We start from the raw sequence: 17,810 nt of genomic DNA on the forward strand, positions 1-17,810 counted from the left end.
TCTCGGGCGGCGACCAGGGCAATGGCCAGTTGCCGAGTCCCAGCAGAAGAAGGGCGTTAATGACCGAACCGATTTTTATTTTTTAACTTCCGCCGTGGCCTTGGTATTCATCTTAACAACATTCAGGGTGCGCCTGGATTTGGGGCTGCCGGACTCCGGGCCGGCGGCGGCCATCAGGGGCCCCACCGGCCCACCCTCGGCCTCCTCTTCGCGTTTAAACGGCTGGACCATGTTGGCATACTGCTCAATCAGCCTCGCCATCCCTTCCGGGGCTTCGCAGCGGGTAAAAATCATCTCCACATCGATGGTGTCCGCGCGCCGCTGTTCCCCGGCCCCTCCCCTGGGCGACAGGAACACCTTGAAGGCTGTGCGGCCGGCATTAAAGCCGTCAACTTCATGGGTGGCCCGCTTCAATTCACTCTCGGTAATCTTGATGGAAAATTCAAAACGCATCTTCTCCAGAGCGATCCCCTGGGGCTGCACCAGGGCGATCAACGGCACCAGGATATCGTGCTTCTCATCCATCTGCACCTTGACCATCTTGGCGGCAATGCTGCCGTCCTCCTGGGTATCAAAAAACTGTTGCAGCAGCATCACGTACTGCTGGGAGATCATGGTCCCGGTGGTATTAACGGCGTGGTGCATGCCACGGGTGATATCCGTCAACATCTGGGCGTTCATCTTTTCTCGGCCGAACATATGTCTGGTTTCCTCAGCTTAATCCAATCAGAAACGAGGGCGGCACGCCTGCCGCCTTAGGCCGCCGGGGACGGCTGGGACGGCGGGATGACCACGGCGGCGGTATCGGTGGGCAGTTGATCGGGATTGGCCACCGCCTTGTTGGCCGGCAACACCACCGGTTTGGTGGCGGCATCGGTCAGGAAGTCGATTACCCGCATCAAGGCTTCCGGCGGGCCCTGCCTTTTGATGGAGGTATGGATGGAGTACTTGGCCCGGGTATCGGTCTTGCGGGTCTGTTCCGACTTATGCGAAACCTTGCCATGCACCTTGACGCTGAAGGGCCCCCAACCAAGCGAAGCTTCAAAGCCCCCGGAACCTTCGGTTTCCGAATGGCTCTCTTCCGACTGGGAAACTTCCAGCTCGAAATCGATGGTGCCATCCTCGATACAGATATTGGGATGGGTAATGGCTGCCAGCAAGGGGATCCGCATGGTCTTCCTGAGGGTCCCCTTGTAGTTGCCCTCGCTGTCGACGATGGTCTCGTCATACTCGAACTCAACATTAACCGCCTTGCCATCCTTGATGCAGACGGACATCAGAAATTCGGCATAGGCTTTGCTCGCCTGAATCTGAGCCGTAATCATGGCCCGCAATGGCCCCCCGATCATCCGATCCAGGGGGAGGGCATTAATAACCGAACCGATCAATCCCGTGTCCATACTTCACCTCCTTCACTTGATTAATGAAGCAAATAGATGCAGATGCCAACTTTTAAAGCACAGTTGTCCCCCTGGGCAGAAAAAGCCCGCCAAGAGGGTCCTGGCAAATCCCTCCCCATGGTGATCAGTTTTAATCCTAGGCGTCGGTCAGGCTTAATGTCAATTAGAAATTCACTCCCTGGAATCGGGAGGAATAATTTCGCAGTGGGAAATTACGGTTGACAAGCTGGGGGGGAATTGCCAGACTGCGGACTCTGCTCCCAAGGACTCCCCAACAAGGGCGAACTCCATGGATCCAGGCAGGTAACGAAAAAGGGCGACCGTTGGCGCCCCTCCGCGAAAAAGGGAAGATCATGATCAGAAGTTTTACTGCCTTGCTGACCGCCCTGGCGGGACTGGTTTTCTCGCTGCTCTCGGCCCTGGGGCTTACCGATGGCTTCTGCGTTACCGAGGGCTGCCGCCTTTTCCGGGGCACAACTTTCCTCGGAATCGATCTCTACTGGTTCGGGGCCTTTTTTTTCGGAGTGGCGATGGTCCTGATCGCCAGGCAATTAAAAAGCCAGCGGGAACAGTTCCGCCATCGCTCCTCATCGCTGTTGCTGCTCTGGCTGAGCGCCGGCTTGCTGGTCAGCGCCTTTTTACTCGGGATGCAGGCCCTTACCATCCCCTGCATAAACTGCCTGATCATCGCCGGCCTGCTGGGAACAACGGCCTGGCTGTTGCGACCCGACTCCAAAACCCTGACCGTCATCCTGCTGATCTGGGCCCTGACCCTGGTGGCGGCCCTGAGCGGCCTCGGGCGGCAGCAGTTTGAGCCGGTGCCGGCCTTCGGCTCCAACGATGCGGCGGTCAAACTGTTTTTTTCCCCTTCCTGCCCCTCCTGCCTTGAGAGACTGCGGGAACTGGCCCAGCGGGAGGAGCTGCACCCACGACTGGCCCTGTACCCCCTGGCCCTCAACCGGTCCGATCTGCCGGTAATCCTCCGCTTTCACCAGGAACTGGCGGCTTCCGGCTCCCTGGCCGCCGCCGTCGAAACCCTGAGCTGGAGCGAGCCGGAACGGCCCACCCTCGGGGAATTGTGGCAGATCCGTCAAATCTCCTTCCGCAACCGGGCCTTCCTGGCGGGAATTGGCGCCCGGACCGTCCCCTATCTGCTGACCTCCTCCCCGGGGGTGCTGATGGCGCCGCGCCCCCCAACGACGGCAGGCGAACCCGCTCCGGGCCAGATCACCGACGGAGCCGTCGAGGAAGGCTGTGAAGTGGACCAACAGGAGGAGATCTGCGAAGAGGAAGTACCGCCACCAACCATCAATTTGGAGTTGCTCCGCCTCCAGCCCTAAGCCAAAGCGGAACCCTAGCGCAACCGGCGCACATCGCCGATCCGCAGGGTCAGTTTGACCCGATCGAAGTATTCCAGCAGGGGAATTGAGAACTTGCGGGTGAGACCGGTGAGATTCTTGAAACGGGGGGCGTCGATCTCCCCTTCGCTGGCGAGGAAAGCGACCAGCTTGGCCCGCAGATCATCCAAAACCCCGCTATCGTAGTAGAGATCCTCGCTCACCTTGACCAGTTCGCCGTCACGGACCAGCACCGCCAGCAGCTCTCGAACCAGCTCCTGGGGATATTTGCCGTGGGCCTCGAGGGTCTCCCGGAGGGTTGGAGCCTGCAAGCCGGCGGCCCGGTAAAATGCCAGCAGCTCCCGGCGCAGGGTTTCAGCGTCGCCGGCCAGGGACACCTGGTGGGAAGCCAGACGGATCAGTGAACCCTCCTGTTTCAGCACCCCTTTCTTATCGGCCTCCTGCAGGACGATCTGAAAGAGACGGGCGGAAAGAGCGCGGGCCAGACGGCCCCGCAGCTCCTCGGCCGAAAGCCCGCTCTTCAAGGGGTTGTCGCCATGGAAAGCGGCCAGCAGCTTTTCCGCCTTCACCACCAGGCCATCCAGGGTTTCAACGGCGATCATCCGTTGCTTGTCGGGCTCAACGATCAGAATGCGCCGGGCGGAAATGCTCTTTTCAAGAAGCTTCTGCAGCCGTTTGCCGAACAGCCCCAGCCGCACCGCCAGCTCCTGGCGGGTCAGACCGGCAATCCCGCTCTCCCGCAGGTGGAAGAGGGCCAGATCCTCGGGGGTGCCCTCGCGGTAGAGGCTGAAAATTTCCCGGTTGACCTGCCGTTGGCTTTCGCTGAAGCGGCGGCGCTTGGGCGGGGCACAGTTCCAGATCACCCCGCCGCCGATGGTATGGACCGGGGAATAGCTCCGTACCACGTAGTGGTCGCCGGGCCAGACACTGACCGGCTCCTCCAGCAGCAGCTGGGCGGCGGCGGTTTCACCCGGGGGCAACTCCTCGGCATCCAGCAGGGCGATCCGGCCCATTACCTCGGCGGTGCCCACATGCACCCGGACCCGGCGGCGGTTTTTCAACGGCTTGTCGTTGCCGGAAAGGTAGAGAAAATCGGCGTCAAACATGTAGGAAGGGGCCAGGCTGTCGGGACTGGCCAGCACATCGCCTCGGTGGATCTGCTCCTTATCCACTCCCTGAACATTGATCGCGGTACGATACCCGGCCTCAACCTCGTTCCGCTCCTGGCCGTGGACCTGAATCCCCCGGATCTTGCCACTGACCAGCCGAGGGTAGAAGCAAACCTCATCCCCCAGGGAGATCCGCCCGGAGATGGAACTACCGGTAACCACCGCCCCAAAACCTTTCATGGTGAAGACCCGGTCCACCGGCAGGCGGAAGGGACCGGCGGCCTCGCTGAAATCACTGGCCGCCACCAGTTGATCCAAAAGTCGCCGAACCTCGTCGATCCCCTGGCCGGTGGTGGAGGAGACCGGCACAATGGGGGCATCCTCAAGAAAGCTCCCGCGAAGAAAATCCCGCACCTCGTCGGTCACCAGCTCCAGCCACTCCTGGTCAACCATATCCTGCTTGGTGATCACCACCAGGCCGCGCTTGACTCCCAGCAGGCGACAGATCTCGAAGTGTTCGCGGGTCTGGGGCATGATCCCCTCATCGGCCGCCACCACGAAGGCCACCAGGTCGATCCCGGCGGCCCCGGCCACCATGTTGCGGACGAAGCGTTCATGGCCGGGCACATCGACAATCCCCAGGCGATGACCGCAGGGCAGATCAAGATGGGCAAAGCCCAACTCGATGGTGATCCCCCGGGCCTTCTCCTCCTTGAGTCGATCGGTTTCAATGCCGGTCAAGGCACGGACCAGACTGGTCTTGCCATGGTCAACATGACCGGCGGTGCCAAGGACTATTTCACGCATAGCTCACCAGATCGAAGATCAATACCATTTTTCAGTCAGATAGGGGTTATCCCGCGCCTCTTCCCCGATGGTGGAGCGGGCCCCGCCATAACCGTGACCAGGCCAGACCACGGTCTCGGGCGGCAGGGCCAGCAACCGCTGCTGCAACGAATTAACCAGGGTGGCAGTATCACCACCGGGGAAATCGGTGCGCCCCACCCCACCGACAAAGAGGGTGTCACCGGTGAAGAGATGGGGGGCGGCATAGAGACAGATGCCGCCGGGGGTATGACCCGGGGTATGGATAACCTGCAACCTGATACTGCCCAGTTCGATCACCTCGTTATCCTTGACCAGGCGGTCGGGAGGGGGAGAAGCCGGCAGACCCAGCATGGAAAAATATTGCTCCACCTCCGGGCGGCCAAAAAAATCGGCATCATCGCCGTGCATGATGATCTCGGCTCCGGTGGCCCTCTTCAGGACCGCGTTGCCGCAGACATGGTCGGGATGACCATGGGTGCAGACCAGCAGCTTGAGCTGCCAACCGGCCGCCTGACAATGGGCCAGGATCTTCTCCTCGTCACCACCGGGGTCGATGGCCAGGGCCTGTTTGCTCTCCTCACAGCCCAGCAGATAGCAACAAACCCCCATCTGCCCAACCACCAGCTGTTCAATCCGCATTGTTCGCTCCTTATTGGTTGCCGTTCAGCAATCGCAGAGGTTGGGGTCGCATTTACCCCCGCAACCGCAGGTGGAGGCGGCAGCTGGGGCCACGGCCAGCGAGAGGGGAATTCCCTTGGCAACCGGCAGGGCCCCGTTGACCCGGGCCACCACCTGGCTCATCGCCGTCACCGCCGGACTCTCGCCACCGGTCAAAAAGGGGCTGCCGTCATCACCGGCCAGCATCACCAGGGGATCCAGGGGGATCCGGCCTAAAAAAGGCAAGTCAAACTCCTGGGCCAACCGCTCACCGCCGCCGCTCTTGAAAAGTTCGGCGGTCTTGCCGCAGTGGGGACAGACAAAGCCGCTCATATTCTCCACCAGGCCTAAAATTTTCATCCCGACATGGCCGCAGAAGTTGATCGATTTACGCACATCGGCCAGGGCCACCTTCTGGGGGGTGGTGACCACCAGGGCCTTGGCGTCCTTGATGGTCTGGGCCACGGTCATCGGTTCATCGCCGGTACCCGGCGGGGCGTCGATCACCAGATAATCCAGCTCTCCCCAATCCACATCGGCGATAAAGCGGCGAATGGCCTGATTTTTCAGGGGACCCCGCCAGATGATGGGATCATCCCGATTTTCCATCATATTCTCCAGGGACATCACCCGCAGGTTATCCCCGGCCGGCAGCGGAATAATCCGCCCTTCCGAGGTGGTGTCCGGCTTATCGGAGAGGTTGAGCATCCGGCAGATATCGGGTCCGTGCAGATCGACATCCATCAACCCCACCCGGAAACCCTTGCGGGCGAGGCCCACCGCCAGGTTGACCGAAACGGTGCTTTTCCCCACCCCACCCTTGCCGCTCATCACCAGAATTTTATGGCGAATCCGGCCCAGGGCCTGATCGATACTCACATTTTCCCGCGCGGCCACGGCCGGACGAGATCCACAGGTGCTTTGCTTATCCGCGCCGCACTTGGCGCTGCAGGATGAACTCATCTTTGCCTTCCCTTTATTTCATCGGAATAAATTCGGTGCGCTCCAAGGAGAGCTCCATGTAAAAGCGGTGGGTTTCCAGACTGAACGCGATCCGCCGGTTGGCCTGATAGTCCGATTCCGGGGTCAGGACAATGGCGCTGTTGAGGGCGATCGCCTTGGGCTGCCCCATGAAGGAGGTCAGCTCGTAGTTGCTCTCCACCATTCGCAGGGCCCGGCCCATGATCTGATTGGTCATCTCCCCGATGGTATCCACCACCTCCACCGAGGTGTAATCGGAGGCCAGATCGTCCTCGGGCATCCCCATGGTCAGCATGTAGCTACGATAAAGCTCCATGGCCGCCGCGCCGGAAAAATTCATGATCACCAGGCCGCTGTAGTCGCCGCTGAACTGGACAAAACAGCCGATATCCGGCTTCAGGCTGACCTTGGGAATATCCTGGAGGGTGCCGGCATACTTGAGATTTTTACCGGTACTCTTATCCACGGTTTTCTTGGTGGCCTGGCAGAAGAGCCGAGCCACCAGGTCGATGGTTTTAGTCGCCATATTATCTCGCGGTCTCCTTGTGGGCTGAAAAAACAAAAAGAGGGAACATAAACCAATAGCAAAAATTATTGATGGTGACAAGGTGATTGTCGGCAATCCTGCCGACGATTGACAGGCGGCAATCCTGCCGATGATTGGCGGGCGGCCCCACCGACGGCAAGCGCCCCATTCATCGCCAAGCGAAAAATTCTGCAATGACAGGAGCATCGGCCCCGGGTGGTTTTTTAAGCCATTTTTTTCTTTACAAGGACCACATCTTGTGCTTTTTTGGCGCCAACCATACCATATTTTGTGGTCAAGCCAGCAGGCTGGCCCCGGTGGGGTGCCGGGGTCTAAACACACCGTTTTACCCCTTTTTCCCCAGCAGGCAGCACCGCTCAATCACCGCTTAAAAGCCAAGAGGAGGAACCGCAAGCCATGCCCGCAAAAGCAGCCGCCGAAAAATTGCCCGCCCAGGCCACGAAACCCAAGTTTTCCGCCAACGCCCTCACCGTCCTTAAGCGCCGCTACCTGAAAAAGGATGCCCAGGGCAAGGTTCTGGAAACTCCCCAGCAGATGCTCTGGCGGGTGGCAAAGACGGTGGCTGCCGCCGACACCCTCTACGATTCCGGCGCCGATGTCGACTCCCTGGCCCTGACCTTCTACAACCTGATGGCCGGCCTGGATTTCATGCCCAACTCCCCCACCCTGATGAATGCCGGCCGCAAGCTGGGCCAGCTCTCGGCCTGTTTCGTGCTGCCCATCGAAGATTCCATGCCCAGCATCTTTGAGGCGGTCAAGCAGACCGCCCTGATCCACCAGAGCGGCGGGGGCACCGGCTTCTCCTTCTCCCGGATTCGCCCCAAAAACGACGTGGTCCACTCCACCAAGGGAATCTCCAGCGGCCCGCTCTCCTTCATGTCGGTTTTTGACTGCGCCACCGAAACCATCAAGCAGGGCGGCACCCGGCGCGGGGCCAACATGGCGATTCTGCGGGTGGACCACCCCGACATCATGGACTTCATCAAGGTCAAATCGGACCTCAACGTGCTGCACAACTTCAACCTCTCGGTGGCGATCACCGATGAGTTCATGCGGGCCCTGGCCGAAAATGGCGACTACGCCCTGATCAACCCCAGGAACGGCGAGATCGTCAAATACCAGAACGCCGCCAAGCTCTTCCGCCAGATCGTCAAGCAGGCCTGGCTTTCGGGGGAGCCGGGAATCGTCTTCATCGACCGCATCAACGCCGACAACCCCACCCCGGAGGCCGGGGAGATCGAATCGACCAACCCCTGCGGTGAGCAGCCCTTGCTGCCCTACGAGTCATGCAACCTGGGCTCCATCAACCTGGCCAACATGATCAAGGAGGGCGAAGTTGACTGGCAGCGACTGGGGCTGGTGGTGGAGCAGGCGGTCCATTTCCTCGACAACGTGGTGGATATCAACAAGTACCCCCTGCCGGAAATCGAAAGGGTGACCAAGCTCAACCGCAAGATCGGCCTGGGGGTGATGGGCTTTGCCGACCTGCTGATCCAGCTGGAGATCCCCTACTCCTCGGCGGAAGCGGTGAGCAAGGCTGAAGAGGTGATGCGCTTTATCGACCAGCAGGCCCTGAAAGCCAGCATCATCCTGGGCAAGGCCCGGGGAGCCTTCCCCAACTTCCCCGCCAGCATTTACGGCCGGCAGGAACCCAACACCCCGGTGCGCAACGCCACCCGTACCACCATCGCCCCCACCGGCACCATCAGCATTCTGGCCGGCTGCTCCAGCGGCGTTGAGCCCCTGTTTGCCGTGGCCTTCCTCCGCCGGGTGATGGACAACGACGAGCTGTTCGAGGTTAATCCGCTCTTTGAGCAGCTGGCCAAAAACGAGGATTTCTACTCCCACGAACTGGTCCGCCGGATCGCCCACCACGGCACCTTGGCCAATATCGAGGAGATTCCCGAAAAATACCGGCGGATTTTCGAAACCGCCCACGATATCACCCCCCGCAACCATCTTGAGATCCAGGCCTCCTTCCAGCGCCACACCAACAACGCGGTCAGCAAAACCATCAACTTCTCCCATGAAGCCAACGAGGATGATGTCCGCGAGGCTTACATGCTGGCCTACGAGCTGGGCTGCAAGGGGGTGACCATCTACCGGGACGGCTGCCGGGACAACCAGGTGCTCAATATCGGCAAAACCGATAAAAAGGCGGCCCCGGCCCAGGTACTGCCCCAAAAACCGGTCAAGCGCGACCGGCCGGCCATGCTCTCCGGCTGCACCTATCAGATGACCAGCGGCTGCGGTCCCATGTATGTCACCATCAACGAGGATGAAGAGCATCGCTTCTTCGAGCTGTTCAATACGGTGGGCAAGGCCGGCGGTTGCGCGGCCAGCCAGTGTGAGGCCATCGGCCGCCTGGTTTCCCTGGCCTGGCGCAGCGGCATGCCGCCGGAACCCATCGTCAAGCAGTTGATCGGAATCAGTTGCCACAAACCCTCAGGTTTCGGGGAAAACAAGGTGACCTCCTGCGCCGACGCCATCGCCCAGGCGATCCGCCGCCATCTGGAAAGAACCAATGGCCACCGGGACAACAGCCTGGTGGCCCAGGCCAACGCCATGTTCGGCGCCTGCCCCGAATGCGGGGGAGTGATCGAACATGAGGGGGGCTGTTGCGTCTGTCATGCCTGCGGCTACTCCGAATGCGGCTGATCCTTAAATCATTGGGAGACTACTGATGGGTTCGGTTGGAATTTTTGCGGAAGTCAGCGGGTTTTACCGGATTATTCCCCTGCAGCCCCTGCGGCGAACGCCGGGGGTACTGTTCGACAACGTCCCCATGGGCTTCCTGCCCCGGATCGACGCCATCGACCGGGTGCTGCACCAGAGTAGCGCCATCTCCCCCGGCCCCGTGGGGGAGGTGGCGCGCCCCTGGTATATGCACCCCCACCAGGATGACAATCTGATCGTCCTTTCTGGCCGACGGGAGGTGGATATCTATCGGCGGGAGCATGGCCGGGCCAGCTTCACCGTGACCCCCGACCAGATTTTGCAAAACGGCGAGGTACTCTTCGACGGGCCGGCCATGCTGGTCTGGCCCCGCCACGTCTTCCACCGGATCGTCAGCGGCCCGAAGGGCTCGGCCTCGCTCAACTTCGCCGTCCACTATCCGGGCCTGGATCCGCGGACCAATTTCAGCATCTACCGCCTGGAGGAGGAGAGCGGCCGGTTCGAGGTGATCCGGGAAGGGTTCCGCGATCAGGCCCCCCTGCAAAGCCCGTGAACTCTTTTCTTTACCAGCAAAAGGGCGGCTACTTCGCCCAGGTGGCGGAGAATCTGGAGGAGGCCGCCGCCGGTGAGCTGGCCGGCCTGGGGGCCCAACGTTTGAACCCCACCCACCGGGGGGTCTACTTCAACGCCCAAGCCAAAGCCCTCTACCGGATCGTCTATCAGACCCGCCTCTGCACCAGGGTGCTGGCCCCCCTGCTCCACTTCGATTGCCACAGCACCAAATATCTCTACAAGACCGCCCTGACCCTGCCCTGGGACCAGCTGCTGGGGCTTGACCAGTCATTTATGATCAACGCCCGGGTCAGCGACAGCAAGATCAGCCACTCCCGCTACGCCGCCCTCCGTTTAAAGGACGCCATCGTCGACTGGTTCCAGCAGCATTTTGCCGCCCGCCCCAATGTGGACAGGGAGCGGCCCGACCTGGTTTTCGACCTCCATATCCGCCACAACCAGGCGGTGATCAGCCTGGACCTGGCCGGCGAGTCCCTCCACCGCCGCCATTACCGCCAAGAGAGCGTCGAGGCGCCCATCCAGGAAACCCTGGCGGCGGCGATGATCGATTTTTCCGGCTGGAACGGCGACCGGCAACTGGTGGACCCCATGTGTGGTTCCGGGACTCTGCTGGCTGAGGCCTTGATGCGCCGAACCCGGATTCCGGCAGGCTATCTGCGCCATGAGTTTGGCTTTCAATATCTACCTGATTTCATCCCGGAACTCTGGCTCCAGGTCAAGGCCGAAGCCCAGGCGGCCATCCGCTCGCTGCCCATCGGCTTGCTGCTGGGTAGCGACCACGATCCCTCCGCCATCCGGGCCGCCCGCCGCAACCTCAACCTCCTGCCCCACGGCACCCAGGTGGGGCTAAAGGTCAGTACTTTTCAGCAACTGGCCCCCATCAACAACGCGGTGATCGTCAGCAACCCGCCCTACGGGGTGCGTTTGGGAGATCGGGCGGCGGCCGCCGCCCTGGTCCAAGAACTGGGAACCTTTCTGAAACATCGCTGCACCGGCTCCACCGCCTGCCTCTATTTCGGTGACCGCCAACTGATCAAAGAGATCGGCCTTAAGCCCAGCCGGAAAATAAACTTGCGCAACGGCGGCCTGGACGGCATCCTGGCGCGCTACGAACTCTACTGAGATGCAAAAGCTTCTTAAGGAGGAGGCCATTCAGGGCTCCCGGCTCAACCTGGCCTTAACCGGCACGGGAATCTCGGTGGAATCGGGGATCCCGGGCTTCCGCGGCGTGGACCCAATATGACCCGGCCGAGTATGCCACCATCGAAGCCTTCGAGCGTGACCCGGCCCTGGTTGCGGCAATCAACTTCAGGTGGTCAGGACAGCCATGAGGGAGCGGGGCAGTGAGGGTAAACGCGAACGCAGGTTGGCCAGGACCCGCTGATAAAGCAGTTCCGGATCGCGGAGGTCGCCCAGCTTGAGGGCGGCAATGTAGCCATCGGTGAAAAGACCATCTTTACCTTCCGCCGAGCCGTGCAAGCGTTGATAGAAACAGTCGGCCAGGTGCAGCAGGGCCACATTCTCCAAAACGTCGTGGGGCACATGCAGGGGCAGAGCGAAATCGGGATAGTGCCGATATTCGATACTTCTACAGAGGTTCTCGGGAAGCTTCCAGGTCCGCAGCAGTTCGGCCCCCAGCCCGGCGGGCTCGATGGTCATCAACAGACGCTGTAACTTGGGATTCTGGGTTTTCAGCAACTCGAGCACGACGCTGCCAATCTCATTGAGCAGGCCGATGGTGGAGAGCTCCGCCGGGTTGCCCCGCCAGGTGACCTGGGAGATCGTGAAGGCCAGATGGGAGGTCTCAAGAGAACGGTTATAGATCTCCAGAAACTGGGGGGTTTCGGGCAGACTCTTGCGCATGCTTTCGGACATGATCAACTGATAAACGGCGTCGAAACCCAATTGGGTCACGGCGCGATTGACATTGTCGATCTTGCTTTCCAGCCCGTAGAGGGGGGAATTGATCGCTTTGAGCAGGATGCCGGCCAGGGCGGGATCGGACTTGACCAGCTCCACCACCTCGTTCAGGGTGGTCCGCTCATCGAAAAGCTTGCCGAGCAGGGTGGTGGTTGACACCGGCAGCCGCGGAACCTTCTGGATCACCCCCTGAACCGTATCGCTTTTCGCAAACCCCGTGTCCCCGGTGGTCCGGAAACGATAGAGCGCCTCCACCAAAGCCTGATTGCGCCGCTTGATCGCCCCGGTCCGAGCCGAAAGCTCGCTGAGGCGGGAGCGATGGGCCTTCTGCTGATGCCTGACCAGCCTGAGCTTCAACCGGTCATCCAGGCTGCCGTAGGTCGCTCGATCCAGCACCAGGATCGAGGCGGCACTCATGGCGACGGCCGAGTTAAGGTAGGGCTCAGCGGTATGGAAATCCAGATCTCCCACCCAGTCGCCGGCGTCGGCCAGCAACACGGTCCCAACCCCGGTGTCACCCTGGAGCGCCACCTTGCCTTTGAGCAGCAGATAGAGGAGATCCGCCTTCTCTCCGGCCCGAAACAGGGTCGTGCCGGGCTCCAATACCCGGATTTTGCCCGCGCCATAGATGGCGGCAAAATCCGCGTCGCGCAAGCCCTCCAAGGTCAGCGCCCGGGAGATGGCGGCCCCGGCACAGGGGCCGGTGGTCTTGGCCGCCACCGCCTTAACGCCACCCTTGCCATCGGCGGCGGTGGAAGCCTGGGGATCGTCGGCGCCCTCCTGAGCGGTGGCACTTTTACGTTTCAAAAATCCGATCATCGATTACTCCCCGTGCTCAATGGGGCGCCTACCCCGGGCGCCATCTTCCCGCCATGGCTCCTGCTCGCCAACCTGGCCGACATCTGTTTGGATTAACGATTGGCCGGCATTTTGTCAATCAAAACTTACAGTTTACAATAACCCAACTGCCGCTCCCGGCCAGCCAGCATTAGGGAAAGGCTCGGACCTATTTGCCAGCGCCCGACAGCAGCAGGCCCAGGAAAGAGACTATCCCTGGCAACTTGTTAAACGCTGGCAAATCCATGATGGCCTCCCCTTTCATAGCGACCCGATTCGACGGCAAAAGGCTGTCCGACTGACGGAAACCACCGGCTGGAGCCGCAATTTTCTCTTCATCATGGCTCGTTGCCGATCGATGGGTCAACCATTAAATTGGCCTGATCACCGCAGCCAACCCCATCAGGGGCGCAGGCTTGCCCGCAGCTCCAACCTGGCCTCATGGATTGCCGAGACCATCTCTCCCTTGAATTTTTCACGGTTAACCACCTCTTCCAGCATCAACAGTCCTTTGTCCATGGCCATGCCCGCGGCAGCACCCCCAACAACCCCGCCCACCGCCGCCCCCAGGACGGTGCCCACCCCCGGAACGGCCGAGCCGATTGTGCCCCCGATGCCCGCCCCGCCTGCCGCACCCCCGACAACCCCGACAAGTTTGCCACCCAACAGCTTGCCCGCAGATTTCACCGCAAGCTTGAAGACCCCCTTTCCAGACACCTTACCGATCACCTTGGCAACCACCCCCGCGGAAACGATCCCGGCGGCACCGCCGGCTCCCAGCCTGGCTTCCAGGGGAATGGCATCACTTTGCTCCGGGGGATTTAATACCTCACCGAGGGAAAACTGCTGAACCACTCTGAAGCTGGTGCCGGGCGACGGCTCAATCCGATTGCTCTCCATGATCCTGACGGCGGTTTCCCCATACTCACGCCTTAAAGACTCCTGCAGCTCGATGGCCCGGTGCAGGGTGGTCTCAAAATTATCAAATGGCCCTCCCTGCTGGAGTTTTTCGACCAGCTTCTTCGTCATGTACCCTTCGATATCGCCCCGCAGCAGGTTGGCAATCCGCAAGTATTCGGCGGTAAGGGAGTAATACCAGTCCAGGAAGGAATCGACGTTGCTCTCCAACAGGTCGAAGGCCCGGTCGAGTTCATATTCAAGCTCGGGGAGCGCCTCGTCCCGCCTGGCCAAAGTTTTCAGCCGGGCATCCTTCAACTCTTCGGTGATCCCGGGCCGGTAAAAGTGGTCATCGATCTGAACCACGATAAGATCAGCCTTAGCCCTGGCCTCGATAAAGGTTGGACTGTTATGGCGCAACAAGCTTTCGGTGGAGGTGAAGATCGGCAGATAGATGAAAAGAGCGAAAAAAGTAAGTCCGGCGCTGATGGCAGCCACCCGTCCACGGCTGAGCCGGGCCGGCCTTTCCGCTTCCGAAAGCGGGATGAAAACCCGCCGGTATTCCACCGCCGGAATCAAAAAACAACCGAGCATGGCGCAGGCGTTGAAAAAAACCGTAAAGCCGCCCAGCCCAAAGAGCATAAGGGCCCAAAGCGAATTTACTCGCCCCAGATGACCAAGGGCAAAATCCTTGGCACCGTCATAGTAGGCGATGAACCTGGATAGCTCGAAGGCCAGGGCACTGCCCACAATCTCCGCGTCAGGGTTTCCTCGAGCCGCGATGGCCGCCTCCAGGGAGTCATGGCGCGGGAGGTCAGCGAAATAATGGATCACAACGAGATGGAGCAGAACCAGCAAAACGGGAGTAACCCGGCGCGACCACCGAAAGGCCACCGCCGTGACCAGGTAGGGCTTGTATTCATTGGCGATCAGGTTGCGCAAAACCATGAAGACGCCCCAGAAGAGGGGGACAACCAGAAAAAATACCAGCCATTCAAGCCTGGAATAGGTGTGAAACTGGAGCAGCCAAAAAAAAGAGGTGATCATCGCCCAAAGGGACCAGCCGATAATGGCGAAAACTCGGCCGGAGAAAAGACGGTAGAGTCGACCGCGACTGGCAAAGGCGGTCAAACGGTGAATTTTGGCGACCGTAGTCAGATAGAGTCCGCTCAGGACAATGGGTACACTGAACAACCAGCCACCCAAAAGCACGGCCCATGGGTCTTGAACCGCGAACCCCCGGCCCACAAGGTAGGTGCAGAGAACCCAAACAATTGCCATGGCGGCGTAGGCGCTTGCAGTGGCAACATGCCCCCCATGGGCAAAAAAGGCGCGCCGGCCGATAGCTCGCCGCTCTTGAACGCTCAAGGACGCATGATCGGCACTGGGAGCAGCGGCTTCGGGATCGGGGTTACGGGCCATCCCGCTATTCTACAGGATGAGATAAAACTGAACCAAACTAAAAAGGGGGACCAGGTGGTGATGGCGAGTCCGTGGGTTCTATCTTTGTACAGCTTTGAACCAGATGACTTCGCGCTGGTTCCGGTAGGAGAGCAGGTTTTGGCGGCGGTCGTACCTGAGGCGGAAATCCAGGGCCATCCCTTCATCGTCGCGGCAATGAAGGGTGAAGAAGCTCTCCTGGCCGGTGGCCGCCAACTCCTCCGTAATGCCGGTCAGAGTATAATAGTAGACGTTGCCGTCGGCGGCGCCGATGACCAAGGACTCCCTGCTGATGTCCAGAAAGCAGGCCTGATAACGGGGGTCGGAGGAATACCACTCCCCGAGAATCTCCGGCGGCAGCTCGGCAGATTCACGCCCCGCCAGGAAGAAGAGCGCACCGGTCAGCAGCAGGAGAACGGCAACCAGCAGGGCCGGTTTGCGCACCTTGTTATCAGCTAATAATTTCATGGTGCCACCATTGGTATTCTACTGAATCACAAACGAAAAAGCCTTCACCACCTCGGCGTCAAATTTTTTGCCGCTTTCCTGTTGAATATGCTCCAGGACCTGATCCAGCACCCAACCCTGCCGGTAGGGCCGCTCTGAAATGAGAGCGTCATAGACATCGGCCACGGCCAGAATGCGGGCCCCCAGACAGATTTCATCACCCTGCAGGGCGCCGGGGTAGCCCGAGCCGTCACAGCGCTCGTGGTGCTGGAGGACGATGCTGATGGCATCGGCAAAGGCGGTGATGGGCTCCAGGATGCGGGCGCCGATGACGGGGTGTTCCTTGATGTGGTCAAACTCCTGGCTGGAGAGGGTGCCTGGTTTGTCGAGAATGGCAAGGGGGACGCCTATTTTGCCGATATCATGGACCAGGGCCGCCTGATGGATGGTCATGACGGCCCTGTCGTCGCAACCCATGACCTTGGCGATTTTGATGGCCAGCTCGGTGACCCGCTCCGAATGGCCGGCGGTCCAAGGTGATTTGGCGTCAACGGTGCGGGCCAGGGCCTGCAGGGTGCCCCAATTCATCTCCTCCAGGGTTTCGATGAGTCGGGCGTTTTCAAGGGCAATGGTGACTTGGTCGGCCAGCTGCCTGGCCTGGCGGCAATCATCATCGCTTAAGAGATCCTTGGTCTGGAAGGCCAGGTTGATCACGCCATGGAGTTCACCATTGGTAACCAGGGGGAGTTGGACGATGAGCCGAGCCTGATCGGCGGCCAGGCCGGCGAGATAGGCGGGCCAAGCCTCTTGGGAGGAGCGGATGAGCCGGTCTTTGCCCCGCAGCTCATCCCTGGCGTCCGGCGGGATCTCAAGGGCCTCTTCGACGGCGGCTGTTCTGTGCCGGGCGACATGGGTGTAGGAGGCGGCCAGGTTTGACTTCTTGTTTTTAAAGAGAATGATCTGACTGGCATCGCATTCGAGAAATTGGCAGAGCCGGGCCAGGGCCGTGTCGATAATCTCCTTGCTATGCAGGGAGGAGAGAATGGTCTGGTTGATATCGGCGATGGTTTCCAGGGTGTGGAACTGCTTATGCAACCGGCGGCTCATGCTGTTGAAAGAATGGGCCAGGCTTTCGAATTCGTCGCCGCTTCTGACGTCAACCTCATGACTGAAATCGCGCCGGGCAATATGGTGGGTCGCCTCCTGCAGCTTTTCCACCGGCACCATGTAGCGGCGGATGAAAACCATGCTGAGCAGCAGCACCACCCAGAGCGACAAAAGCACCACCAAAGGAAAGATGGTCTTGAAATCATCCAGGGGGGCCAGCACGTCCGCCCGGTTTTGCCGGAGGATGACCGTCAGGTTGGGAGCATTGAACCTGCCCTTGAGATAGAGGGGCCAGAAACTGACCAGAAAGCTGCCGTCACCACTGGTCAGATACTCAAACTGGCGCCCTCCTTCGCCGCCGGCGCGGAAGGCGATCTCCTGCAGTAGCTGGGCGTCGATGGCAAAGGAGGTGACCAGGGGGACGCGCGCTTGGTCGACAATGCAGAGCTCCGTCATGGGAGGCAGGATGTTTTCGTGGCCGATGCCCCAGAGGTAGGTGGTGTTGATCCTGGCGGCCAGAAAAGAGGTGTGGGTGGTATTTCTCTCCAGGGGCACGGCCAGGAAGGCATCGGCACCGCCTTCTTCGTTGCTGAACAGCAACTGGTTTTTTTCGCCGTTGTCCTGGAAAGCCACCACCAGATCCCGGCCCTCGGCATCATTCCCCATCAGCAGATGGCTGACCGCGCCGTCCCTGACAAGATAGATGACGGCAAAACGTTGACTGAGCCGGTCGCGGAAGAACGCCTCGCCCAGGGCCAGAGAGGGCTCCGCCACAGTGGGCACCAGGCCGGCGGCCAGGAACTGCAGGTCACTTTCCATGGAGAGCAGCCGCTCGTAAATGCTGAGGCCATGGGTCTTGGAGGATTGCTGGAGGCGATCAAGGCTCTGGCTTTTGATCTGCTGGGTGACATGGGTAAAGGTGAGGATGGTCAAGACCAGCAGGGGCAACAAGGCGCAGCCCACAAAAAGGAAGAAGATGCGGCGGGCGATCTTGCTTTTCAGGAAGGTGGCATTGGGGGGCGAAAGTTTCATG

Annotated in this window: 14 protein-coding genes; 4 read left to right on the top strand and 10 right to left on the bottom strand. The window is 60.3% G+C overall.

Annotation, left to right across the window (positions count from 1 at the left end; translation table 11 throughout):
• Nucleotides 1–75: 75 nt before the first annotated feature.
• On the bottom strand, nt 76–699 hold the full coding sequence (locus ACHHRT_RS01240) for a DUF2589 domain-containing protein (RefSeq protein WP_395496869.1): 624 nt from the start codon (nt 697–699) through the stop codon (nt 76–78).
• Nucleotides 700–755: 56 nt separating this feature from the next.
• The gene (locus tag ACHHRT_RS01245) at nt 756–1,400 is read right to left on the bottom strand and encodes a DUF2589 domain-containing protein (protein ID WP_395496871.1); all 645 of its coding nucleotides are present in this window, start codon (nt 1,398–1,400) and stop codon (nt 756–758) included.
• Nucleotides 1,401–1,753: 353 nt separating this feature from the next.
• Between ACHHRT_RS01245 and ACHHRT_RS01250 the strand changes: the two genes are divergently transcribed.
• Nucleotides 1,754–2,740 (top strand): hypothetical protein, encoded by a 987-nt coding sequence (locus ACHHRT_RS01250; RefSeq protein WP_395496873.1) that lies wholly within the window; start codon nt 1,754–1,756, stop codon nt 2,738–2,740.
• Nucleotides 2,741–2,754: 14 nt separating this feature from the next.
• Here the strand turns inward: ACHHRT_RS01250 and selB are convergent, their stop codons facing one another.
• The 4 genes from selB to ACHHRT_RS01270 are packed head-to-tail and all read right to left on the bottom strand — an operon-like array spanning nt 2,755 to nt 6,859.
• Nucleotides 2,755–4,674, bottom strand: coding sequence for a selenocysteine-specific translation elongation factor (gene selB / locus ACHHRT_RS01255; RefSeq protein WP_395496874.1), 1,920 nt, complete (start codon nt 4,672–4,674; stop codon nt 2,755–2,757).
• An 18-nt stretch (nt 4,675–4,692) separates the two neighbouring features.
• Complete coding sequence (locus tag ACHHRT_RS01260) at nt 4,693–5,334, bottom strand: MBL fold metallo-hydrolase (protein ID WP_395496876.1); 642 nt, start codon at nt 5,332–5,334, stop codon at nt 4,693–4,695.
• 24 nt (nt 5,335–5,358) lie between these two features.
• Entirely contained in the window at nt 5,359–6,315 is a 957-nt protein-coding gene (locus tag ACHHRT_RS01265) for a P-loop NTPase (protein ID WP_395496878.1), read from the bottom strand.
• Nucleotides 6,316–6,328: 13 nt separating this feature from the next.
• Nucleotides 6,329–6,859, bottom strand: a complete 531-nt coding sequence (locus tag ACHHRT_RS01270; RefSeq protein ID WP_395496879.1) for a DUF3334 family protein — start codon at nt 6,857–6,859, stop codon at nt 6,329–6,331.
• A 417-nt stretch (nt 6,860–7,276) separates the two neighbouring features.
• Between ACHHRT_RS01270 and ACHHRT_RS01275 the strand changes: the two genes are divergently transcribed.
• Genes ACHHRT_RS01275 through ACHHRT_RS01285 form a run of 3 tightly spaced genes read left to right on the top strand, consistent with a single transcriptional unit; the run spans nt 7,277 to nt 11,251 of the window.
• A complete protein-coding gene (locus tag ACHHRT_RS01275) occupies nt 7,277–9,538 on the top strand; it encodes a vitamin B12-dependent ribonucleotide reductase (protein ID WP_395496880.1) in 2,262 nt (753 codons plus the stop codon).
• A 25-nt stretch (nt 9,539–9,563) separates the two neighbouring features.
• Nucleotides 9,564–10,109: a hypothetical protein gene (locus ACHHRT_RS01280; protein ID WP_395496882.1), complete on the top strand. Its 546-nt coding sequence runs from the start codon at nt 9,564–9,566 to the stop codon at nt 10,107–10,109.
• A complete protein-coding gene (locus tag ACHHRT_RS01285) occupies nt 10,106–11,251 on the top strand; it encodes a THUMP domain-containing class I SAM-dependent RNA methyltransferase (RefSeq protein ID WP_395496883.1) in 1,146 nt (381 codons plus the stop codon). The genes ACHHRT_RS01280 and ACHHRT_RS01285 overlap by 4 nt, the downstream gene beginning before the upstream one ends.
• A gap of 186 nt (nt 11,252–11,437) precedes the next feature.
• On the opposite strand, the gene ACHHRT_RS01290 is transcribed toward ACHHRT_RS01285, so the two are convergent.
• The 4 genes from ACHHRT_RS01290 to ACHHRT_RS01305 form a co-directional block, all read right to left on the bottom strand.
• Complete coding sequence (locus ACHHRT_RS01290) at nt 11,438–12,868, bottom strand: HDOD domain-containing protein (protein ID WP_395496885.1); 1,431 nt, start codon at nt 12,866–12,868, stop codon at nt 11,438–11,440.
• A gap of 420 nt (nt 12,869–13,288) precedes the next feature.
• The gene (locus ACHHRT_RS01295) at nt 13,289–14,977 is read right to left on the bottom strand and encodes a hypothetical protein (protein WP_395496887.1); all 1,689 of its coding nucleotides are present in this window, start codon (nt 14,975–14,977) and stop codon (nt 13,289–13,291) included.
• Between the two features lie 306 nt (nt 14,978–15,283).
• Nucleotides 15,284–15,691, bottom strand: a complete 408-nt coding sequence (locus ACHHRT_RS01300) for a hypothetical protein (protein ID WP_395496889.1) — start codon at nt 15,689–15,691, stop codon at nt 15,284–15,286.
• Nucleotides 15,692–15,709: 18 nt separating this feature from the next.
• Nucleotides 15,710–17,809, bottom strand: coding sequence for an HD domain-containing phosphohydrolase (locus ACHHRT_RS01305; protein WP_395496891.1), 2,100 nt, complete (start codon nt 17,807–17,809; stop codon nt 15,710–15,712).
• Nucleotide 17,810: the final 1 nt, after the last annotated feature.

The organism is Desulfurivibrio modestus, assembly GCF_044068625.1.
Lineage (GTDB): Bacteria > Desulfobacterota > Desulfobulbia > Desulfobulbales > Desulfurivibrionaceae > Desulfurivibrio.